Consider the following 19,990-nt stretch of genomic DNA (forward strand, 5'->3'; position numbering starts at 1 on the left):
CGACCTTCCAGCGCACCTGGCCGCCGCTGAGCGAGCTGTACCCCCGACAGATACAGCTCACTCGGCGCTGCGGTCTGGGGAGGCGCCGGGGCCGCGCGCTGAACCCGCACAACTCCGTATGGTGCACCAGAGGCTGCCCATATGGCGAAACGATGACGGTCGACAACGTTCCTCCAACTTCACCGCCGCTGCGCAACGCGCCCCGGCTGCCAGCTACCTCGCACGGAAGTGACTCGTGCATTGCGAACATTAGGCGTTGGATCAATAAGCTGGACGATTTTCCGTTAAAGACTTTGTGACGTTCCAGAACCGCTGGACCGGCACAGATCATCGGCGAGGCGTTCCGCGATCAACACCGCCGTGGCCTGCGGGCCGCGGCTCAGCGGCACCGGGACGACGGACAGATCGGCCACCGTCAAGCCGACTACGCCGTGCACCCGGCCGTACTCGTCGACGGCCGCCTGCTCGTCGTCGGCCCGACCCATGCGGCAGGTGCCCGACAGGTGTTGCGAGGTACCCAGATTCGCGTGTAACCACGCCGCGGCGGCCGCTGGCTGCGGCGGCATCGGGTCGGTGCGCAGTGCCGCCGACATCTCGTGCAGAACCTCCGTTGCCGTCCCGACGGCGGCGCGCAGCCTGGTCCGATCGTGCTCGGCCGAGAGGTACCGATGCTCGATCACCGGCGGTACCGCGGGATCGGCCGACCGCAGCCGCAGTACCCCTGCCGAACTCGGGCGCATGAGCGCGACGCCGAGGCGCTGTGCGCCGGGCGTGAAAGCAGCCGTGTACGGCCGGATCTCGACGTCGTCCAGCTCCAGCACGTATTCCAGCGGGACGGTGGCCCGTCCGGCCGGGCCGGGCCGGTATTCGAGACCGATCTCGGGATGGTCGGTGAACCAGGCGCCGACGGGTGCGGCGTGCACGACCGGGATTCCGAGTGCCCGCAGCTGTTCGGGGTCGCCGATGCCGGAACGCAGCAGCAGCGTGGCGGATTCGATCGCGCCTGCGCTCAGCACGATGCGATCCGCCCAGCGGGTGTCGGCCCGGCCGTCGTGCCACACGTCGACGCCGACCGCGCGGTTGTCGCGAAAGCGCAGGCGCAGAACCGACGTAGCGGCCTGCACGGTGAGGTTCGGCCTGCCAAGCGCGGGCAGCAGGTAGGCCGCCGCGGTGCTGACCCGCTCGCCGTCCTCGGTACTGCACGGCACCGGGCCGACGCCATCGGTGGCGCCCCCCGGCTGGTTCAGGTCGGCTATCTCCGGAAACCCCAGTGCCGCACAGGCGGTGGCGAAGCGCTCGCTCAGCGGTACCGGGTACTTGGTGCGGTGTACCGGAATCGGCCCGAACCGGCCGTGCCAGGGCTGGTCGCCGAAGTCGAGGTCACGCTCCGAGCGGCGGTACCCGGGTAGCACCGCGTCGGACGACCATGCGGTCGACGAGCCGAGCACCCGGCTCCATGCCGCGAAGTCCGCCGCGGTCGCGCGCACGAAGTAGCTGCCGTTGACCGCACCCGAGCCACCGAACAGCTTGCCGCGCACAATGTTTCCCATGACCGCAACACCGTCGTCGGCGAGCGTGACCGGGTAACGCCACAACCACGCCGCGTCCGCGCCGATCGGCAGGCGGGTGGCATCGAGCAACGCCGCCGGAAAACCGTCCGGCGCGATCCCGATCGAGCCGGCCTCAAGCAGCCGGACGGTGTGCTCCGGGTCGGCACTCAGCCGTGCCGCGAGCACACAGCCCGCGGTACCACCCCCGACGATGAGCGTGTCGGTCATCCGTGCCAAGTCCGATCAGTGTTCGCTCGGCGATCAGTGCGACGGCGCAGTGGGTTTCAGCGCTTCCGGGCTGCGCGCCCGGAAGGCACCCACCCAGAGTCCGGTGCCGTAGGCGATGTCGTCGAGCCGCTTGTAGGCCACGTACCGCACCGGATCGAGGCCGCCGGCGTCGCGGTGGGTGAACCAGTCCGCGAGACCGTCCGCGACCGCCATGGTGATCGCGATGCGCCGAATCCGCTTCGATGCCAGCATCGCCAGCAGCGTCACCGGCCAGTAGTGCCTGCACATCGCCGAGGCCAGCCGCCACAGACCGGCGAAGAAACCACGGGACAGGTAGATGGCGGCGATCCGCGTCGGGTTGTCCAGTTCCGCGAAGACCCGGCGTAGTCGAACCAACGCCGTGAGCAGCGTGAGCAGGCCGCCGATCAGTCCCCACTTCGACAGCGTGGCGAACAGGAACGCGGCCACCATCGTCCAGGAGGGCAGTGACAACGGCGAGACCATGCCGGGGTGGCGCTCACCCAGCGGCGCCGCACCCGTGCCGTAGAACATCTTTCGGCCGAACCAGGCCCGGAAGGACACCCGGTGATCGTGCGCGACGTGCGCGGCAGGCTCATAGCGCAGCCGCCAGCCCGCCTGCTCGAGCCGCCAGCACAGATCGACGTCCTCGGCGACCAGCATCGACTCGTCGAAGCCGTCCTGGGCCAGCAGTGCCCGGCGGCGCACGAGCAGTGCGGCGCTGGGCACGTAGGAGATCAGGCCGTGCGACTGCACCGCGGCTTCTCGCCTGCCCAGATCCAACGAGGAGCGGGTGTGCTCGTAGCGGGCGAGGGCATTGGACTCCGGGTCCAGCGCGACGATCCTGGGAGCGACCAGCGCCACCTCCGGATCGCTGAAGTGCCCGAGCATCACCTCCAGCCAGCCGCTGCGGGGCACCACGTCGGAGTCGAGGAACGCGACGAAGTCGGTTGTCGCGGCCTTCAATCCGGCATTGCGCGCGGCGGCGGGCCCTTGCCTCTCGTCGTGGCGCAGGACGGTCACCCGGCAGCGGGTGCCCCGATCGCGCGGGATCTGCACCGGCTGGTCCGAGCCGTCGTCGACCACGATGACGTTGTGCCCGCGCAGCGCGGCGAGCAGCCTGGCGAGTCCGTCGGCGTTGTTGTGCAGCGGCACGATGACGGTGACGTCCTCGGGGGACGGCAGCAACCGGGGACGCGGGTTGGCAACCCCGGAGTCGAGCAGCCGTCTGGCAACGGTCGCGGACTTCGGGCCGGTCACCTCGAGGTACCCGTCGCCGATCATCTCGGCGGCCTCCGGGGCAAGTCGCAGCAACCGAGCGGGCGAGCCGCCGATCAGTACCCGGCCTCCGGAGTATGCGCGTACCCGTGGATCAATCCGCACCCCGAATCCGTCGGGCAGGCGATCATGGCGCATTCCTGGCATGCTAGGCGGAGATTCGCGCGCGAGCATCATCAGTCCGGTTAAAAGGACAGAATTCCGCATCAAACCGGGTCGTTCGCTCCCCTGACACGTGTTGCGACAGACGACGAAGCGTCGAGCCGCGTCCGAATCCAGCATCCGGCAACGCGACGGCAATCGGCCGGTCGCGACCGGAAGCCGCCCGCCGCGCAGCGGGCAGCATCCGACTGGCTACTCCCATGACATCAGGCGAGCGGGTTCTCATCGCAGGCCCGCGCGGGTCGGCGTTCAGGTGGAAATACGCTCGGGCGCGTCACGGACAGCGTCAACGGCACCGGCGCGGATTTGCGCGCACCGGTGCGCGGCGTCACCCGCCGGGAGTGGTCGACCGACGAGCGCGGGACCAACCGGGCAGGGTCGGCCAGCGCTGCCTCGCCGTAACCCTGGACGCACTCCGGGTCGGGTCCGTCGGCGGGCAGGCCGGTGAAGAACTTGGCCGCCATGCAGCCGCCGCGGCACGAGTCGTAGTGGCTGCACGACGCGCAGGCACCGCCGCCGCTCGGCTCACGGAGCTCGGCGAACAGCGCCGAGTCGTGCCAGACCGCGCGAAAACCGCCGTCGGACACCACATTTCCGGCATGGAACCGGTCGTGGATGGCGAACGGGCAGGCGTACACGTCACCGAGCGGGTCGACCAGGCAGACCACCCGACCCGCGCCGCACATGTTCAAACCGGGCAGCGCCTGCCCGAACGCGGACAGGTGGAAGAACGAGTCGCCGGTGAGCACGCCCTCGCCGTTGCGCACCAGCCAGTCGTAGAGCACCCGCTGCTGGTCCTGCGTCGGATGCAGCTCGTCCCAGACGTCCGCGCCGCGACCGGACGGCCGCAGCCGGGTCAAACGCAAGGTGGCACCGTACTTTTCGGCGATCGCCCGGAACTCGTCGAGCTGACCGATATTGTGCCTGGTCGCCACGACGGACACCTTGGCGTCCCGGAACCCCGCTGCCGCAAGGTTTTCCAGCGCGCGGATGGCCATGTCGTAAGAGCCGGGTCCGCGCACCGCGTCGTTCACCGCCGCGTCGGCGCCGTCCAGCGAAATCTGTACGTCGACATAGTCACTCGCGGCGAGCCTGGTGGCGACCTCCGGGGTGATCCGAACTCCATTGGTGGAGAACTTCACTCCGACATGGTGTGCCGTCGCGTAATCGACCAGCTCCCAGAAGTCCGGGCGCACCGTCGGTTCGCCGCCGCCGATGTTCACGTAGAAGATCTGCATGCGCTCGAACTCGTCGATCAGTGCCTTGCACTGCTCGGTGCTGAGCTCGCGAGGATCGCGGCGGCCGGACGAGGACAGGCAGTGCACGCAGGACAGGTTGCAGGCGTAGGTCAGTTCCCAGGTGAGGCAGATCGGTGCGGCCAGGCCGGTTTCGAACCGATCGACCAGGCGCACCGCCGTGTCGGACGGCGGGACCACCCCCGCCGTCGACGATGCCGGAGCCGTGCTCACAGCGGCGGGCGCCGGCGGGGCATCGGCCGGCGCACCGACGATCATGTCGGAATCGACCAGCTGTGTCAGGGCTTTCACATACTGCGCGGCATTCGCGTCGGTGACGCCCGCCGCCCGCATGGCCGTGCGCGCGGTGCCGTGCTCCGGCAGCGACCGCACGATCTCGACGATCCGCGGGCTCTTCAGGAAGGAGAGCTTGCGGGTGCCGAAGTGGTAGAGCAGCGCGCCGAAGGGTTCCGGCCGCAAGGCCACCCTCGGATGCAACTGCCATCGGGTATCGAGATCGAGCATGGTCGCCACTCCCTGTCAGTAGACGCCGCACATACCGTCGATGGACACCTCTTCGATGAGGGTCTCCTCGACCAGCGGTGCGGCGTCCTCGTGTGCCTCGACGGTGCCGACCGGTCCCGAGTGGTCGGTGTCGGTGTGTCCGTTCGATCCGAATTCCGGCATGTCTACCTCCGAGCGAGCGATCCGTGACGGCGGCCACCGGTGTAGCCGCCGTCACACGATAACGTCATTCGCTGACAAAATGGAACAGGTTCTTCCCATCGACTTCGCCGCAGCCCCGGCCGCCCGGCACATGGCCGGGCCCGGTCGAGCCCGACGCGGATGCTCACCGGCAGGGCCGTCCCGCCCACCCGGGTCCGGTGGACGCGCATAGACTTCGGGTGGGAAGTAGCTGAACAGGACGGACGGGCGAATCGCGCCCGCGGTGGTAGAGGTGGCATGGGAGTCGGACGAATGCAGGCGAGCGGAGGCGGCAATACCCTGTCGGAGTCCGAGATCGTCGAGGCGGCGCTGCGCGTGGTGCGCGAGGACGGTGTGGAGAAGTTGTCGATGCGGCGACTGTCCCGCGAACTCGGCGTCTCGCCGATGGCGCCGTACTACTACGTCGCCGACAAGCGCGAACTGCTCGACCTGGTCGCCACCGCCGCACTGACCGGAGTTCGCACGCCACCACCGGAATCCGGCCCGTGGCAGCATCGGCTGCGCGATCTGATCGACCAGATCGACGACAAGCTGCGCAAGCACCCCGGCCTCGGCGATGTGCTGATCGAGCAGATGCTCGGCAAACAGCTGGATCTGATCGCCGCCATCATGGAGATCCTGCTCGAGGCAGGCTTCACCGACCGCAACGTGCTCGCCGCGTACGCGACCATCCACACCTACCTGTTCGGCCGCAGCCGGGTGAACCCGCGCGATCGCGCGCCGCTGTCGGACGTCGCGCTGCCCGACGCGGTCGAGCGGGCCACCAAATACATGGCGGACCTGCGCGGCAAGTACGCCTACGACTTCGGCATGGAGGTGCTGGTCGCCGGTCTGGAGGCTCAGCTTGTCCGGCAACCGAAGTCCGACGTACGATAAAACTGCAACACGTTCTAGTTTTGGCGCTGCGGATGCGCCATGCCAGGGGTTCGAGAGGACGACATGACCACAGTCGAGGTTCCACATGGCTCGCGTTCGGTCGTGCTGCGGGTAGCCGCGGTGATCACCGAGACGACCGATACCTGTTCGCTGGTCTTCGACGTCCCGGACGAACTGGCCGATCGCTTCCGCTACCAGCCCGGCCAGTTCCTCACGCTGCGCATCCCCAGTGACCTGACCGGCTCGGTGGCTCGCTGTTATTCGTTGGCCAGCTCGCCCTACACCGACGACCGGCCGAAGGTCACCGTCAAGCGAACCGTGGAAGGTTACGGTTCGAACTGGCTGTGCGACAACGTCAAAGCGGGCGACTCGCTCGAAGTGCTGCCGCCCTCAGGGGTTTTCACGCCCAAGGATCTGGACGCCGACCTGCTGCTGTTCGGCGCGGGCAGCGGTATCACGCCGGTGATGTCGATCCTGAAGTCGGCGCTGGCCAGGGGCAGCGGCCGAGTCGTGTTGGTATACGCCAATCGCGACCACGACGCGGTGATCTTCGCCGACGAGCTGCGCGAGCTCGCGGACAAACATCCGCAGCGGCTCACCGTCATCCACTGGCTCGAGCATCTGCAGGGGCTGCCGACCACCGAGGGACTCGCCGCCCTGGTCGCCCCGTACCAGGGGTACGAGGCCTTCATGTGCGGACCCAAACCGTTCATGGATCGGGTGCACGACGCGCTCGCTCAGCTCGGCGTGCCGCGCTCGCGCACACATGCCGAAGTGTTCAATTCCCTCGCAGGAGACCCGTTCGCGGACCAGGCGCCGGTCGCGGTGTCCGACGAGGAAGCCGCCGGTGCGGCGACGGTCGAGGTGGAACTCGACGGCGAGGTGCACGAGCTGAAGTGGCCGCGCAAGCAGACGCTGGTGGACATCATGCTGGCCAAGGGCCTCGACGTGCCGTACTCCTGCCAGGAAGGCGAGTGCGGCTCGTGCGCGTGCACCGTGCTCGAGGGCGCGGTCGAGATGGACAACGCCGAGATCCTCGACCCGGAGGACATCGAGAACGGTTACATCCTGGGCTGCCAAGCACATCCGGTGACCGATCACCTCAAGATCCAGTTCTGACGCCCCGCTACTGCGCGCGATAGTGCGCGCGCAGTTCCGCGTCGAGGTGTTCGGTGGCGTAACTCAGTGCGGTACGGCCCAATTGAGCCGCATGCTGGTCGAGAAAGCCGGTCAGCAGCCGCTGATCGATGCGCTTGCCGACCTCGCGCAGCATCCAGCCGAGCGCCTTCTGGATGAGGTCGTGCCGGTCGTCGAGCAGGCGCTCGGCGAGCTCGAACGTTGTGGTGGCGTCACCGGATTTGATGAACGCGAAGGTGGACAGCAGGGCGACCCGGCGCTCCCACAGCGAATCCGCCTCGGCCAGCTCGAACAGCAAGTCGCGGGGTTTGTCCGAGAGCCAAGGGCCGATGATGTTCTCGGCGGACACGTCGACCAGGTCCCAGTTGTTCACCCGGCCGCGGCGCACCGCCGCCAGGTAACGCCGCACCATCTCGGCGCGGGCCACGTCGTCGAAGGTGTTCGGCTTGGATGCCTTGGCGAACCGGGCGTTGAGGATGACCAGGCCGGCCAGCCGATCCTCGTGCACGGGACTGTCCAGCAGCACGTCGATCTCGTCCAGGGACAGTGCCGCAAAGCGTTTCGCGATGCCGCGCGTCACCGGTACGCGCACGCCGATGAAGACGTCACCCTCGCCGTACTCCCCCGGCCCGGTCTTGAAGAACCGCTGTAGGTGGATCGCGTCCGCGGGATCCGCGACGGCGACCAGCGCCGCCTGCACGTCCGCGGCGGTCGGCGCGACCTCGGTCATCGAGCGAACTTCCTTCGGGCGCAGCGGTTCACCCCTGGGCACCCAGGATTCTGCCGGATTCGAAACTGGCAGCGCTGGCGGGCAAGGCACCCGGCCGTCCGCTGTTGCGCACGATCACCGCACCGTTGCCTGGTGTCGGGCGGCCGAGCGCGTCCATCCGCCGGATGGTCTGCGCGGCAACGGCTTGCGCGCTGTCGAAGAGCCGGACACCGTCGGGCAGGGCGGCGACGATGGAGTCGATCACCAACGGGTAATGGGTACAGCCGAGGACTACACCCTCGACGTCGTCCGGAGTCTGCTCGACGGCGCGGGCGATGGACTCGCGGGCCGCGACCAGATCACCGCGGTCGATCGAGTCCGCGAGCCCGTGACAGGCCACCCCGACCACATCCGCGTCGCCGCCGAACTTGGCGATCAGGTCCGCCTGGTACCGGCTCGCGGTGGTCGCGGCGGTCGCCCAGACCGCCACCGAGCGGCAGACCGCGGCCGCAGGCTTGATCGCGGGCACGGTGCCGATGACCGGCACATCGGGGCCGACCTCCACCCGCACGTGCTCCAACGCGGCGACGCTGGCGGTATTGCACGGGATCACGATCACTTCGGCGCCGAGCCCGATCGACGTCCTGGCGGTCTCGACCACGCGGTCGATCGTCCACTGCTCGGGTTTCGGTCCCCACGGTGCGCCGTCGGGGTCCAATTGCAGCAGCAGATCCACGTCCGGCCGCAGCTTGCGCAGCCAAGCGGATGTGGGCAGCAGCCCGAGCCCCGAATCGATGAGCGCGACGATCACAGAGACAACCGTATTACAGTGCCCGGCCGGGTCCCGCGCGGCAGCGGCCCGATCGGCCGTCGGGCGACCCAGCAGCGGCCCTATCCCGCGCCGGGCGCAGCCGAACTCAGCTGGGGGTAAGTAGTTCCGACACCGGCGCGCCCGCGGCGATCTTGGCCCTGGACTTCATCACCTGGGCCGTCATGCCCGCGCCGACTACGCCGGTGAGCTTGCCGTCCTGCGCGTAGTAGGCGAGGAATTTGCGGCCGTCGTCGACCACGAGATGCACGTCGTCGGTGGCCGCCGGTGTGCCGAGGGCCTGGATCTTCACCTCGTACTGGTCACTCCAGAAGTACGGGACCCTGGCCGCGGTCGGCGGGGCGGCGCCCAGCATCGCGCAGGCCACCAGGCGGGCCTGTTCGCCCGCATTGGTCCAGTGTTCCACCCGCTTACGGTGGCCGGTGTCGTGCAGCCAGGCCGCGACGTCACCGACGGCCCAGACCCGGTCGGCCGAGGTGCGGCCCACCTCGTCGGCCAGTACCCCACCGCCCGCCGCCGGATCGGCCAGCGCAATGCCGGAGTCGGTGAGCCACTCGGTCACCGGGCGCGAGCCGATGCCGATCACCACCAGATCGGCGGCCACCTCGGAGCCGTCGGCGAGAATGGCGCCGCGCACCCGGCCGTCGTCGGCGAGCAGCGTGTCCAGGCCGGTGCCGCAGCGCAGGTCGACGCCTTCGTCGCGATGCAGCCTGGCCACCAGGGCACCGACCTGCTCGCCGAGGACCGAGGCGAGCGGAGTCGGTTGCGGCTCGACCAGCACCACCGCGAGGCCGCGGCTGCGGAAGCTGGCCGCGAGCTCGCAGCCGATGAAGCCCGCGCCGACCACGAGTGCCGTTGTGGCCTCGGCCAATTCGGCGCGCAGTGCGGTGGCGTCGGCGTGACCACGCAGCACGTGCACGCCCTGTGCGTCGGGCAGGCCGGGCAGCAGGCGCGGGCGCAGACCGGTGGCGATGATCAGCTGGTCGTAGTCGAGGGTCGAGCCGTCGGCAAGCCGTACCTGCCGCGCGGCGGTGTCGACGCCGGTCGCGGCGGCGTCCAGGCGCAGGTCGATCCGCTTCTCCGCGAAGAACTCGCCGGGGCGCAAGGTGGTGTCGTCGGTTTCGCCGCGGACGAACTGCTTGGACAGCGGCGGCCGGTCGTACGGCAGGCGGGCCTCGTCGCCGAGCAGGATCAGCCCGCCCTCGTACCCGGCACGGCGCAGTTCCTCGGCGGTGCGCAGACCGGCGAGCCCGGCACCGACGATCACGATCGGCGCGGCGTCTGTTGCGGAAGGTGACACGCAGCTCACCCTAACGTCTGCTTGGTTGAGTGCCGGAGTGAACCCGATCACTCGGCGGTGGCAGGCAATCGTAGCCATTTAGTTATTGATCGGGCGGTCAATCAGGTCTATACCGAAGGAAGGACATATTCCTGAGCCCTAGGAGGCACACCATGTTCACCGAAAGCCGCGCACAGGACCTGCTCGCCGTAGTGCTGGGCATCTTCGCCGCGCTCTCACCCCTGTGGCTGGTCACCACCGACAAAGCGATGTGGTCGCTGATCGTGCTCGGCGTGCTCATCGCGCTCACCGGCCTCACGCAGATGTACCGGCCCACGCTCGGCACCAGCGCCGACTACGCGATGGGTCTTTTCGGCGTGTTGCTGTTCATTTCCCCATGGGCCATGGACTTCACCGATTACCGCGGCGCATCCTGGACCGCATGGGTAGTCGGGGTAGTGACGGCGGTGGTCGCGGTAGCGGCGCTGCCGACGGTGTCGGGACGGCTGCACGGCGCGGCGACCCACCACTGATGCAGATGCCGAAACCCGGTCGCCGAGCCGCGGCTCAGCGACCGGGCAAGGAACCGAGGGCCGGGCGGCGGCGCAGTGCGAAAGTCGACGGCGACGCCCGGCAACTCATTCTGGACGCCGCCGAAAAGCTCTTCGCGGCACAGGGATTCGATGCCACCGCGACAGCGGCCATCGCAGGCGCCGCCGAGGTCCCGAAAGGCCTTGTCTTCTACTACTTCCCGACCAAGGACTCGATCCTGTCGGCGCTGATGGACGAGCGGGTGCCGATGCACCCGATCGACGACATCGACACCGTGGTCGCGCCCGGCGATCCCGCCGCCAGTCTGGTCGCCCTCGATGCCGCCCTCAATCTGCGCGACCACCACTCCTCGGTGCTACGGGTGATCATGTGGCGCGAGGCCGACACGCACCCCGATGTCCGGCGCCAATTGCGCCACCTGCGTGACCAATTGCTGGATGTCACCGCGCGGGTGCTGCAGGCCAGCGCGCCGGCCCCGGTGCGCCCCGGCACGCTGCGCGCCTGCGCCGCGGCCTGGGTCTCGGCCATGTTCGCCATCGCGAGCACCGACCGGTTACACGCGCTGGACGGTGTGCCCATCCCGTCGGCGGAAGACGTTCTGAATGTCGCTCAGGTGGTCGCCGCGGGCATGACACAGCTCGGCTGACCTCCGAAGTTATCCCCAGGGTGCGTGTTATCCACATTCGGCGGATGGTGGGTATTGCGGAGCGCAGGCTTCGGTCAGGATCGCGATATGGACGCACCGCAACTGATCTCGCGCAGGCAGGCCTTGGCCGCCGGCATGTCCGACAGCCAATTGCAGCGCCTCTGCCGCTCCGGACAATGGCAGCGGATCCGCGCCGGACACTATGTGAACGCGCCGCAGCCCGCGCTCACCCCGGCGGGCCGCCATCTGATGCTGGTGCTCGCGATGTGCGAGGCGATGTCCGATGACGCTGTGGCGAGCCACTGTTCGGCGCTGGTGTTGCACGGCCTGCCGACCTGGTCGATCCCGCTCGAACGGGCACACGTCACGCGCGACAGAATCGCCGGCGGGCGGATCCGGAAACAGCTGGTCCTGCATTCGGCCCAAATAGCACCGGACGAGATCACCCTGATCAATGGGGTTCGGGTAACCACCGTGCCGCGGACGATCTTCGATATCACGCGCTCAGTGGGTTTCGAATACGCGGTCGTCTGTGGCGACAGCGCGCTGCGCCAAGGGCTCACCACCGTCGGCGAATTGGGCGAACATCTCCGGCGAGCGGCACACCGCCGCGGCGCGCGCCAAGCCGCTCGGGCCATCGAGTTCCTGGACGGACGCAGCGAGAGCGTCGGTGAGTCGCGCAGCCGGGTGGCCTTTCAGGAGAGCGGATTGCCCGCGCCGGAATTGCAGGCGCGGGTCTGCACCGATGATGCGGTGTGCGTCGGACGGGTCGACTTTCTGTTCGACGAATTGGGTGTGATCGGTGAATTCGAGGGGCAGAGCGAGCAGCACAGTGCATTGGGTGGTGCACGCCTGCCCGCGCAGTGGACAGTGGCGGCACCGGACCGGGACGACCAATTACGCGCACTCGGGTGGGCCGTGGTCCGGTGGACCTGGACCGATCTGGATGATCCTGTTCAGCTCGCCGAACGCATCCGCGCTGCCGCCGAGGTCGCGCGACGGGCGCATCGCACCGGGCATTGGATTCCGACGCTGCGGAGTTGAGCCGCGCACGGCGATTCGTGCGCCAATGCGGTCAGGGCGCGAGAGGGGTTGCGGAGGTGAGGAACTCGCTGACATCCGGAACGAAGCGAGCATGCTTGACGACACCCATGTGGCTGGTACCGGGGTAGATGATCAGCCGGGAGTTGGGGATGCCGTCGGCGGTGCGGCGGAAGTTCTCGGTGCTGTAGGCCGCGTCGCGTTCGCCGCCGAGAACAAGCGTCGGCGCGGTGATCTCCGCGAGGCGGTCGGACAGGTCGAATCCGTCCTCGGCGCGGACGAAGGCGAGGGTGTCCGCCGGGTTCTTCGGGCGGCCCAGCGGGTCGATCAGCCACATGCCCACACCGGCCAGCCGGGCGAGCACCCGCGACGAGGTGGCGATCGGCGCCATGTGATGCAGTGCGCGCCGACCCGCGAACGCCGCTTCGCCGTAGCGGATCTGGGCCTGCTTGGCGAGCGGATCCAAGCGGTAACCGGACGAGGCGATGACCAAGCGGCGGACGGTGCCCGGGTGATCCGCCGCCAGCTGCAGCGCCAACGACCCACCGGACGACACACCGAGCACATCCACCGGTTCGCCGAACTCCGCCTGCAACGCGTCCGCGTGCTGGGCCGCGATCTCACCCATCGTGGTGCCCTCGACCATTCCCGGCGCCCGATTCACCGCGTAGACGCGAAAGCGCCGGGCCAGCGGCGTCAGCATCTTGATCTCGGAATTCCGCATCCAGCCGCTCGGATTCGCGTGATCCGGCGTGAACCAGCGCAGGAAGGCCAGCGGCCGCCCGGCACCCAGCGCCAGGTACGGCAGCCCATGCCGCAGCGCCCCCTCGACGATGTCGAGCTCAGCGAGGTTCGACTTGCTCATCGCGTTCCTCCGAATGATCCGGTGTTGTTCACATTTTCGACGCTAACGGACCGGGCCGACCTTGCGCGATAACCTCGGAGGTCATCGAATCACCTCCCTGCCCGACCGTGGCCGGAACATGTTGCGCCACAATGGCTAGTCTGGAAGCCATGCGAATCGCGGCACTCGCTGCCTTGATCTTGGCGCTGAGCGCCTGTTCCCAATCCACCTCGGGTCAACCACAGCCCGCCCCCGGACCACCACCGGCGACCTCGACCACGGCCGCGCCGACCTCGACGCCGGCGAGCCCGGAAAGCCGGTTGAAGGACCGGATCGCCTGGGTACAGGCGGGCACCGAGGTCGACGCGAGCCGCTACCACTCCGCGAGCACGGGCACCGGCGCCGCCGCCGACCTGAAGAGCGATATCGCCTTCATCAGCCCGTCCGGAAAAATCAGCTGCATCACTGGAACCGCTTACCAGCTCGACGGATTCAACTGTGTAGTGAAACTGAAGAACCCCGTCCCCAAGCCGCACGAGGGTTTCGGCAACTGGGACGGCGGCTACGTCAACTACTCAGCGAAAACCCTGACCGTCGGCCAATTCCGCGGCGACCCAGGTCTTTTCATCCACGGCGACGGCCAAACCCTCCCCTACGACAGCAAACTCACCTTCGGTGACTACACCTGCCGCATCGCCACCGACGGCCTCACCTGCGTCAACCCCACCACCCGCACCGGCGTGCACATGAGCGACGACGCCATAGTCCCCTTCGGCTGCCTCCGCGAAACCCAACCAACCCCCGACTCCTCAGTCGGCCGCACCTACACCTGCTGATCGCCCACAGCCGAACCGACTGTGGCTACAATTGCCTATATAAATGTAGCCACTAGGAGGCAGCGGTGGACGTCGGCGTACGCGAACTACGGGATAGCTTGAGCCGTCATCTGGCAGAGGTTCGCGCCGGACGGACGGTAACGGTCACTGATCATGGTCAACCGATCGCTCGGATCGTCCCCGTCGGACGACTCACCAGGTTGGAGCAACTCCGGGAAGAAGGCCGGATTCAACCTGCACGTGCCCGCAAACAGCCCTCACCCGAGCCGGTCCAGGGACACGGTTCGGTCAGTGAACTCATCGATGACCAGCGCCGATGATCGGATACCTCGATACCTCCGCTTTTGTGCCCCTCTTGGTCAGCGAGTCGAGCAGCCAATCCTGCCGTAGGTTCTGGGACGATGCCGATGCCGTGGTGTCGAGTCGGCTGCTTTACGTGGAGACCGCCGCGGCTCTTGCCCAGGCCCATCGAATGACCCGCCTCAACGACGAGGAGCACGCAGCCTGCTTGCGACTCCTGGATCAACTCTGGCCACAGATCGAGATCACCGAGGTGGACGATGCGCTGGTATTGCGCGCGGCGGAGCTGGCCGACCAGCTAGCACTGCGTGGATACGATGCGGTCCATTGCGCCTCCGCCGAGCAGATGGAAGACACCGACACTGTCGCCGCCTCAGGCGACAGTCGGCTATTGGCAGCCTGGAAGTCCCTGGGCGTGGCCACCTTCGACACCAACGCACCAGCGGATTAGTTTCCCGAAACGCCGAACGGCGCCGCTCCTTTCGGAGCGACGCCGTTCAGTTCAGTGATTCAGGAAATCACTTGATGATCTTCGTGACGCGACCGGCGCCGACGGTGCGGCCACCTTCACGGATCGCGAAACGCAGGCCCTCTTCCATGGCGATCGGCTGGATCAGCACGACCGACATTTCGGTGTTGTCGCCCGGCATAACCATCTCGGTGCCCTCGGGGAGGGTCACAACGCCCGTCACGTCAGTCGTACGGAAGTAGAACTGGGGACGGTAGTTGTTGAAGAACGGCGTGTGCCGGCCGCCCTCGTCCTTGGACAGGATGTAGGCCTGGCCCTCGAACTCGGTGTGCGGGGTGGTGGTGCCCGGCTTCACGATGACCTGGCCACGCTCGACATCTTCGCGCTTGATGCCACGAACCAGCAGACCGACGTTGTCGCCGGCCTGGCCCTGGTCGAGCAGCTTGCGGAACATCTCGATACCGGTGACCGTGGTCTTGGTCGAGGTCGGCTTGATGCCGACGATCTCGACTTCCTCGTTCACGTTGACGATGCCGCGCTCGACGCGACCGGTGACGACGGTGCCACGACCGGTGATCGTGAACACGTCCTCGACCGGCATCAGGAACGGCTTCTCGGTGTCGCGGACCGGGTCCGGGATCGACTCGTCGACAGCGTTCATCAGCTCAACGATCGACTCGGTCCACTTCTCGTCGCCCTCGAGCGCCTTCAGACCGGAGACGCGCACGACCGGCGCGTCCTCGTCGAACTCCTGGGCGGCCAGCAGTTCGCGGACCTCCATCTCGACGAGCTCGAGGATTTCCTCGTCGTCGACCATGTCCGACTTGTTCAGCGCGACCAGGATGTAGGGCACGCCGACCTGACGGGCGAGCAGCACGTGCTCGCGGGTCTGCGGCATCGGGCCGTCGGTCGCGGCGACCACGAGGATGGCACCGTCCATCTGCGCCGCACCGGTGATCATGTTCTTGATGTAGTCAGCGTGACCCGGAGCGTCGACGTGCGCGTAGTGGCGCTTCTCCGTCTGGTACTCGACGTGGGAGATGTTGATCGTGATACCACGAGCCTTCTCCTCCGGCGCCTTGTCGATCTGATCGAACGCGAACGCGGCGTTCAGATCCGGGTACTTGTCAGCCAGCACCTTGGTGATCGCTGCGGTCAGCGTGGTCTTGCCGTGGTCGACGTGACCGATGGTGCCGATGTTGACGTGCGGCTTCGTCCGCTCGAACTTCGCCTTCGCCACTGTGGTGTCCTCCTGGACTTGTTGGTGCGTGCAGTTGCAGCAGTGCGGTTATTACTGGGGTCGTACTGACGCCCGGCGGATGTGGGGCAAGTCTTGCACCTGCCCCGACATCGGTATTACTCGCCGGTCGCCTTGGCGATGATCTCCTTCGACACGTTGGCCGGAACCTCCGCGTACGAGTCGAACACCATGGAGTAGTTCGCTCGGCCCTGGGTCTTCGACCGCAGGTCACCGATGTAACCGAACATCTCCGAGAGCGGAACCAGCGCCTTGACGACACGGGCACCACTGCGTTCCTCCATGGCCTGGATCTGGCCACGGCGGGAATTCAGGTCGCCGATCACATCGCCCATGTACTCCTCGGGCGTGATGACCTCGACCGCCATGAGCGGCTCGAGGATCACCGGACCGGCCTTACGGGCCGCTTCCTTCAGGGCCTGCGAGCCGGCGATCTTGAAGGCCATTTCCGACGAGTCGACGTCGTGGTACGCGCCGTCGAGCAGAACGACCTTCAGGTTCACCAGCGGGTAGCCCGCGAGCACACCGTACTGCATGGCATCCTGCGCACCGGCGTCCACCGAAGGGATGTACTCGCGCGGCACGCGGCCACCGGAGACCTTGTTCTCGAACTCGTAGGTCGCGCCGTCCTCGCCGATGAACGGCTCGAGGGCGATGATGACCTTCGCGAACTGGCCGGAGCCACCGGTCTGCTTCTTGTGGGTGAACTCGAGCTTCTCGACCTTCTTGGTGATCGTCTCGCGGTAGGCCACCTGCGGCTTGCCGACGTTCGCCTCGACCTTGAACTCGCGCCGCATGCGGTCGACGAGGATGTCGAGGTGGAGCTCGCCCATGCCGCCGATGACGGTCTGGCCGGTCTCCTGGTCGAGCTTGACCGAGAAGGTCGGATCCTCTTCCGAGAGACGCTGGATCGCGGTGCCCAGCTTCTCCTGGTCCGACTTGGTCTTCGGCTCGATGGAGACCTCGATGACCGGGTCCGGGAAGGTCATGGACTCGAGCACGATCTGGTTCTGCGGATCGCACAGGGTGTCACCGGTGGTGGTGTCCTTGAGGCCGATCACCGCGTAGATGTGACCCGCCGAGGCGGCCGGAACCGGGTTCTCCTTGTTGGAGTGCATCTGGAACAGCTTGCCAAGACGCTCCTTCTTGCCCTTGGTCGAGTTGATGACCTGGGCGCCGGAGTCGACCTTGCCGGAGTACACCCGGACGTAGGTCAGCTTGCCGAAGAAGGGGTGCACCGCGATCTTGAACGCCAGGGCCGCGAACGGCTCGTCGGCGCTCGGCTTGCGGGTCAGCAGCTCCTCTTCCTTGCCGGGCACGTGGCCGGTGGTGGCCTCCACGTCCAGCGGCGAGGGCAGGTAGTCGATGACCGCGTCGAGCATGGGCTGAACGCCCTTGTTCTTGAACGCCGAGCCACAGAGCACCGGGTAGATCTCGGAGTTGACCGTGAGCTTGCGGATCGCGCCCTTGATCTCCTCGAGCGAGAGCTCCTCGCCGCCGAAGAACTTCTCCAGCAGCGCCTCGTCGGACTCCGCGACGGTCTCCAGCAGTTCCTGACGGTACTGCTCGGCCCGCTCTTTCAGATCCTCGGGGATCTCGACGACCTCGTACTCTTCGCCGAGCTTGGTCTCGCCCCGCCAGACCTTGGCGTTGTTCTCGACCAGGTCGACGATGCCCTCGAAGGTGTCCTCAGCGCCGATCGGCAGCTGGATGACCAACGGCTTGGCACCGAGGCGGTCCTTGATGGTCTGCACGGTGAAGTAGAAGTCCGCGCCGAGCTTGTCCATCTTGTTGACGAAGCAGATTCGCGGCACGTCGTACTTGTCGGCCTGACGCCACACCTGCTCGGACTGCGGCTCGACACCTTCCTTGCCGTCGAACACCGCAACGGCGCCGTCGAGCACGCGCAGCGACCGCTCCACCTCGACGGTGAAGTCGACGTGCCCGGGGGTGTCGATGATGTTGATCTGGTTGTCGTTCCAGAAGCACGTGGTAGCCGCGGAGGTGATGGTGATACCACGCTCCTGCTCCTGCTCCATCCAGTCCATGGTGGCCGCGCCGTCATGGACCTCACCGATCTTGTAGGTGATGCCGGTGTAGAAGAGGATGCGTTCGGTTGTGGTCGTCTTGCCCGCATCAATGTGGGCCATGATGCCGATGTTGCGGACCTTGTTCAGGTCGGTGAGCACGTCCTGTGCCACGGAAATCTTCCCCGCTCGTAGCTAGATGGGATTTTCGGGGACGACCCTGTGGTCGTCTCTATGTCAACGCCGGAAGCGGCAGGTTGGTGCCGCGCCGACAGTGTGCCTCCCGACCCCAGACGATGGGCCGGGCAGACGTCACCAGCGGTAGTGCGCGAAGGCCCGGTTCGACTCGGCCATCTTGTGGGTGTCCTCACGGCGCTTCACCGAAGCACCGAGGCCGTTGCTGGCATCGAGGAGCTCATTGGCCAGACGCTCGACCATGGTCTTCTCGCGGCGAGCGCGGGAGTAGTTGACCAGCCAGCGCAGGGCCAGCGTGTTGGAGCGGCCCGGACGAACCTCGACCGGCACCTGGTAGGTGGCGCCACCTACGCGGCGGGGCTTGACCTCGAGGGCGGGCTTGACGTTGTCCAGCGCGCGCTTGAGGGTGACGACCGGATCGGTGCCGGTCTTCTCGCGCGCCTGCTCCAGCGCGCCGTAGACGATGCGCTCGGCCGTGGACTTCTTGCCGTCCAGCAGGATCTTGTTGACCAGCTGAGTGACCAGCGGGGACCCGTAGACCGGGTCGTTGATCAGCGGACGCTTGGGTGCGGGGCCCTTGCGTGGCATATCAGCTCTTCTCCTTCTTGGCGCCGTAACGGCTGCGGGCCTGCTTGCGGTTCTTCACACCCTGGGTGTCGAGCGAGCCACGGATGATCTTGTAACGGACACCCGGAAGGTCCTTCACACGGCCGCCACGAACGAGCACCATCGAGTGCTCCTGCAGGTTGTGGCCCTCGCCCGGGATGTAGGCCGTGACCTCGACCGCGCTGGTCAGGCGAACGCGCGCGACCTTACGCAGCGCGGAGTTCGGCTTCTTCGGGGTCGTGGTGTACACGCGAGTGCACACGCCACGACGCTGCGGGCTGCCCTTGAGCGCCGCGGTCTTCGTCTTGGAGACCTTGTCGCGGCGACCCTTGCGGACCAGCTGGTTGATGGTTGGCATAGACCGGCTTTCCTTATTAGTTACGCGGTGTCTGGAACTTCATGTCTTTGTCATCGAGCTTTCACTCGCACGTCCGGCCACGTTTCACGTGCCCCGAGGTCGGGCGTGTCGCGCGCGGTGTAGGGCCCGAAATGCGGGCACGCTGGAGGTGTCAGCCGCTTTCGCTGGCCTACGGTCACGCACGATCTTGCCCGTATGCTTCCGGGCACAGCGATCCACGATACTCGTGGTCGCGACACAGGGTCAAAGCGGGGTGGCTGCAGACCCCGCTACCTGGCCAGGTTCAGCGTCAACTCTACGAGTTTCTTGGCGCCCGCGCACGGATCCGGATGCGCCGAGCCGGGCCGATAGTTGATCCAGAACCCGATCACACCCTGATCCGCGGCACCCGCGCTGACGCCACAGGAGTCCGGATCGTTCGGCCGCCGCGTCTCCAACCCGCGCCGCCCCTGCACGGTGATGTTGCTGGTCGAGTAACCCAACTTGTCGTTGGTGGTCTTCTCGTTGTTCAGCGAGCCGATCTCGTACCAGTTCAGGGTGACCATGGCGCTGCTCGAGCCCTGCACGTCCCACATGCAGACCGCGCCGTAGAAGGACTGCATCGCCATGGCGCCCTGGCTCACCGCGTCGCCGACCTGGTTCAGCGAGACGATGTCGCACTCGCGCAGCAGCTTGTCGAAGTTGGTGTTCACCGAGTCCCCGGTCCCCGAACCGGCGGGATGTGCCGAACCACTCACCGTCTGGCCACAGCCCGCGACGGTCACCGCGAGAGCCGACACGGCGGCCGCCGTGAGTATGGCGCGAGCGCGACGAAGCCGCATTGCCGTCCTC

The 19,990-nt window shown here is 67.1% G+C and carries 20 protein-coding genes and 2 pseudogenes; 8 read left to right on the forward strand and 14 right to left on the reverse strand.

The window, feature by feature from the left end; all coding sequences use genetic code 11:
- Nucleotides 1–284: 284 nt before the first annotated feature.
- From mftG to mftA, 5 genes and pseudogenes are all read right to left on the reverse strand, one after another.
- Nucleotides 285–1,778: a mycofactocin system GMC family oxidoreductase MftG gene (mftG, locus tag ACIHA7_RS05045; protein WP_397286518.1), complete on the reverse strand. Its 1,494-nt coding sequence runs from the start codon at nucleotides 1,776–1,778 to the stop codon at nucleotides 285–287.
- A 33-nt stretch (nucleotides 1,779–1,811) separates the two neighbouring features.
- Complete coding sequence (gene mftF / locus ACIHA7_RS05050; RefSeq protein WP_397285675.1) at nucleotides 1,812–3,212, reverse strand: mycofactocin biosynthesis glycosyltransferase MftF; 1,401 nt, start codon at nucleotides 3,210–3,212, stop codon at nucleotides 1,812–1,814.
- 230 nt (nucleotides 3,213–3,442) lie between these two features.
- Nucleotides 3,443–4,750 (reverse strand): mycofactocin radical SAM maturase, encoded by a 1,308-nt coding sequence (mftC, locus tag ACIHA7_RS05055; RefSeq protein ID WP_397286520.1) that lies wholly within the window; start codon nucleotides 4,748–4,750, stop codon nucleotides 3,443–3,445.
- A gap of 51 nt (nucleotides 4,751–4,801) precedes the next feature.
- A pseudogene (gene mftB / locus ACIHA7_RS05060) lies at nucleotides 4,802–4,996 on the reverse strand (mycofactocin biosynthesis chaperone MftB); the annotation flags it as partial.
- Between the two features lie 15 nt (nucleotides 4,997–5,011).
- Nucleotides 5,012–5,074: pseudogene (gene mftA / locus ACIHA7_RS05065) on the reverse strand (mycofactocin precursor MftA); the annotation flags it as partial.
- Nucleotides 5,075–5,449: 375 nt separating this feature from the next.
- Here mftA and mftR2 point away from each other — a divergent pair.
- Together mftR2 and ACIHA7_RS05075 are read left to right on the forward strand one after the other, a co-directional pair.
- Entirely contained in the window at nucleotides 5,450–6,073 is a 624-nt protein-coding gene (mftR2, locus tag ACIHA7_RS05070) for a mycofactocin system transcriptional regulator MftR2 (protein ID WP_397285677.1), read from the forward strand.
- A gap of 63 nt (nucleotides 6,074–6,136) precedes the next feature.
- A complete protein-coding gene (locus ACIHA7_RS05075) occupies nucleotides 6,137–7,192 on the forward strand; it encodes a 2Fe-2S iron-sulfur cluster-binding protein (protein WP_397285679.1) in 1,056 nt (351 codons plus the stop codon).
- Between the two features lie 7 nt (nucleotides 7,193–7,199).
- Here the strand turns inward: ACIHA7_RS05075 and ACIHA7_RS05080 are convergent, their stop codons facing one another.
- The 3 genes from ACIHA7_RS05080 to ACIHA7_RS05090 all read right to left on the reverse strand — a co-directional run bounded on the left by ACIHA7_RS05080 (nucleotide 7,200) and on the right by ACIHA7_RS05090 (nucleotide 10,048).
- Complete coding sequence (locus ACIHA7_RS05080; RefSeq protein WP_397285681.1) at nucleotides 7,200–7,940, reverse strand: DNA alkylation repair protein; 741 nt, start codon at nucleotides 7,938–7,940, stop codon at nucleotides 7,200–7,202.
- 28 nt (nucleotides 7,941–7,968) lie between these two features.
- Nucleotides 7,969–8,730, reverse strand: coding sequence for a glutamate racemase (locus ACIHA7_RS05085; RefSeq protein WP_397285683.1), 762 nt, complete (start codon nucleotides 8,728–8,730; stop codon nucleotides 7,969–7,971).
- A 106-nt stretch (nucleotides 8,731–8,836) separates the two neighbouring features.
- The gene (locus ACIHA7_RS05090) at nucleotides 8,837–10,048 is read right to left on the reverse strand and encodes an NAD(P)/FAD-dependent oxidoreductase (RefSeq protein WP_397285685.1); all 1,212 of its coding nucleotides are present in this window, start codon (nucleotides 10,046–10,048) and stop codon (nucleotides 8,837–8,839) included.
- A gap of 152 nt (nucleotides 10,049–10,200) precedes the next feature.
- On the opposite strand from ACIHA7_RS05090, the gene ACIHA7_RS05095 reads away from it, so the two are divergent.
- The 3 genes from ACIHA7_RS05095 (at nucleotide 10,201) to ACIHA7_RS05105 (ending at nucleotide 12,269) form a co-directional block, all read left to right on the forward strand.
- Nucleotides 10,201–10,560 carry an SPW repeat protein gene (locus ACIHA7_RS05095; RefSeq protein ID WP_397285687.1) on the forward strand — a complete coding sequence of 120 codons (360 nt, stop codon included), beginning with the start codon at nucleotides 10,201–10,203 and terminating at the stop codon, nucleotides 10,558–10,560.
- Nucleotides 10,560–11,225: a TetR/AcrR family transcriptional regulator gene (locus ACIHA7_RS05100; RefSeq protein WP_397285689.1), complete on the forward strand. Its 666-nt coding sequence runs from the start codon at nucleotides 10,560–10,562 to the stop codon at nucleotides 11,223–11,225. Before ACIHA7_RS05095 ends, ACIHA7_RS05100 begins: the two co-directional genes overlap by 1 nt.
- 87 nt (nucleotides 11,226–11,312) lie before the next feature.
- A complete protein-coding gene (locus ACIHA7_RS05105; RefSeq protein ID WP_397285691.1) occupies nucleotides 11,313–12,269 on the forward strand; it encodes a type IV toxin-antitoxin system AbiEi family antitoxin domain-containing protein in 957 nt (318 codons plus the stop codon).
- A gap of 31 nt (nucleotides 12,270–12,300) precedes the next feature.
- On the opposite strand, the gene ACIHA7_RS05110 is transcribed toward ACIHA7_RS05105, so the two are convergent.
- Nucleotides 12,301–13,131: an alpha/beta fold hydrolase gene (locus ACIHA7_RS05110; protein ID WP_397285693.1), complete on the reverse strand. Its 831-nt coding sequence runs from the start codon at nucleotides 13,129–13,131 to the stop codon at nucleotides 12,301–12,303.
- A gap of 149 nt (nucleotides 13,132–13,280) precedes the next feature.
- Here ACIHA7_RS05110 and ACIHA7_RS05115 point away from each other — a divergent pair, with 149 nt between their 5' ends.
- From ACIHA7_RS05115 to ACIHA7_RS05125, 3 genes are all read left to right on the forward strand, one after another.
- Nucleotides 13,281–13,946, forward strand: a complete 666-nt coding sequence (locus tag ACIHA7_RS05115) for a hypothetical protein (RefSeq protein ID WP_397285695.1) — start codon at nucleotides 13,281–13,283, stop codon at nucleotides 13,944–13,946.
- 65 nt (nucleotides 13,947–14,011) lie between these two features.
- Nucleotides 14,012–14,266, forward strand: coding sequence for a type II toxin-antitoxin system Phd/YefM family antitoxin (locus ACIHA7_RS05120; protein WP_397285697.1), 255 nt, complete (start codon nucleotides 14,012–14,014; stop codon nucleotides 14,264–14,266).
- The gene (locus ACIHA7_RS05125) at nucleotides 14,263–14,697 is read left to right on the forward strand and encodes a type II toxin-antitoxin system VapC family toxin (protein WP_397285699.1); all 435 of its coding nucleotides are present in this window, start codon (nucleotides 14,263–14,265) and stop codon (nucleotides 14,695–14,697) included. The genes ACIHA7_RS05120 and ACIHA7_RS05125 overlap by 4 nt, the downstream gene beginning before the upstream one ends.
- Nucleotides 14,698–14,764: 67 nt before the next feature.
- Here ACIHA7_RS05125 and tuf read toward each other — a convergent pair whose 3' ends face one another.
- The 5 genes from tuf to ACIHA7_RS05150 all read right to left on the reverse strand — a co-directional run bounded on the left by tuf (nucleotide 14,765) and on the right by ACIHA7_RS05150 (nucleotide 19,980).
- Complete coding sequence (tuf, locus tag ACIHA7_RS05130; protein ID WP_135233549.1) at nucleotides 14,765–15,955, reverse strand: elongation factor Tu; 1,191 nt, start codon at nucleotides 15,953–15,955, stop codon at nucleotides 14,765–14,767.
- Between the two features lie 116 nt (nucleotides 15,956–16,071).
- Nucleotides 16,072–18,174 carry an elongation factor G gene (fusA, locus tag ACIHA7_RS05135; protein WP_107659458.1) on the reverse strand — a complete coding sequence of 701 codons (2,103 nt, stop codon included), beginning with the start codon at nucleotides 18,172–18,174 and terminating at the stop codon, nucleotides 16,072–16,074.
- Between the two features lie 138 nt (nucleotides 18,175–18,312).
- Nucleotides 18,313–18,783 (reverse strand): 30S ribosomal protein S7, encoded by a 471-nt coding sequence (gene rpsG / locus ACIHA7_RS05140; protein WP_040739280.1) that lies wholly within the window; start codon nucleotides 18,781–18,783, stop codon nucleotides 18,313–18,315.
- A 1-nt stretch (nucleotide 18,784) separates the two neighbouring features.
- Complete coding sequence (rpsL, locus tag ACIHA7_RS05145) at nucleotides 18,785–19,159, reverse strand: 30S ribosomal protein S12 (protein ID WP_019049359.1); 375 nt, start codon at nucleotides 19,157–19,159, stop codon at nucleotides 18,785–18,787.
- Between the two features lie 269 nt (nucleotides 19,160–19,428).
- Nucleotides 19,429–19,980, reverse strand: coding sequence for a DUF3558 domain-containing protein (locus tag ACIHA7_RS05150; protein ID WP_397285702.1), 552 nt, complete (start codon nucleotides 19,978–19,980; stop codon nucleotides 19,429–19,431).
- Nucleotides 19,981–19,990: the final 10 nt, after the last annotated feature.

Source organism: Nocardia sp. NPDC052316 (genome assembly GCF_044547795.1).
GTDB lineage: Bacteria > Actinomycetota > Actinomycetes > Mycobacteriales > Mycobacteriaceae > Nocardia.

What these genes read in the sequence shown, in the direction of transcription:
- mftG (WP_397286518.1), bottom strand. Translation starts at nt 1,778, where the DNA reads ATGACCGACACGCTCATCGTCGGGGGTGGTACCGCGGGCTGTGTGCTC.
- mftF (WP_397285675.1), bottom strand. Translation starts at nt 3,212, where the DNA reads ATGCGCCATGATCGCCTGCCCGACGGATTCGGGGTGCGGATTGATCCA.
- mftC (WP_397286520.1), bottom strand. Translation starts at nt 4,750, where the DNA reads ATGATCGTCGGTGCGCCGGCCGATGCCCCGCCGGCGCCCGCCGCTGTG.
- mftR2 (WP_397285677.1), top strand. Translation starts at nt 5,450, where the DNA reads ATGCAGGCGAGCGGAGGCGGCAATACCCTGTCGGAGTCCGAGATCGTC.
- ACIHA7_RS05075 (WP_397285679.1), top strand. Translation starts at nt 6,137, where the DNA reads ATGACCACAGTCGAGGTTCCACATGGCTCGCGTTCGGTCGTGCTGCGG.
- ACIHA7_RS05080 (WP_397285681.1), bottom strand. Translation starts at nt 7,940, where the DNA reads ATGACCGAGGTCGCGCCGACCGCCGCGGACGTGCAGGCGGCGCTGGTC.
- ACIHA7_RS05095 (WP_397285687.1), top strand. Translation starts at nt 10,201, where the DNA reads ATGTTCACCGAAAGCCGCGCACAGGACCTGCTCGCCGTAGTGCTGGGC.
- ACIHA7_RS05100 (WP_397285689.1), top strand. Translation starts at nt 10,560, where the DNA reads ATGCAGATGCCGAAACCCGGTCGCCGAGCCGCGGCTCAGCGACCGGGC.
- ACIHA7_RS05105 (WP_397285691.1), top strand. Translation starts at nt 11,313, where the DNA reads ATGGACGCACCGCAACTGATCTCGCGCAGGCAGGCCTTGGCCGCCGGC.
- ACIHA7_RS05110 (WP_397285693.1), bottom strand. Translation starts at nt 13,131, where the DNA reads ATGAGCAAGTCGAACCTCGCTGAGCTCGACATCGTCGAGGGGGCGCTG.
- ACIHA7_RS05115 (WP_397285695.1), top strand. Translation starts at nt 13,281, where the DNA reads ATGCGAATCGCGGCACTCGCTGCCTTGATCTTGGCGCTGAGCGCCTGT.
- ACIHA7_RS05125 (WP_397285699.1), top strand. Translation starts at nt 14,263, where the DNA reads ATGATCGGATACCTCGATACCTCCGCTTTTGTGCCCCTCTTGGTCAGC.
- rpsG (WP_040739280.1), bottom strand. Translation starts at nt 18,783, where the DNA reads ATGCCACGCAAGGGCCCCGCACCCAAGCGTCCGCTGATCAACGACCCG.
- rpsL (WP_019049359.1), bottom strand. Translation starts at nt 19,159, where the DNA reads ATGCCAACCATCAACCAGCTGGTCCGCAAGGGTCGCCGCGACAAGGTC.
- ACIHA7_RS05150 (WP_397285702.1), bottom strand. Translation starts at nt 19,980, where the DNA reads ATGCGGCTTCGTCGCGCTCGCGCCATACTCACGGCGGCCGCCGTGTCG.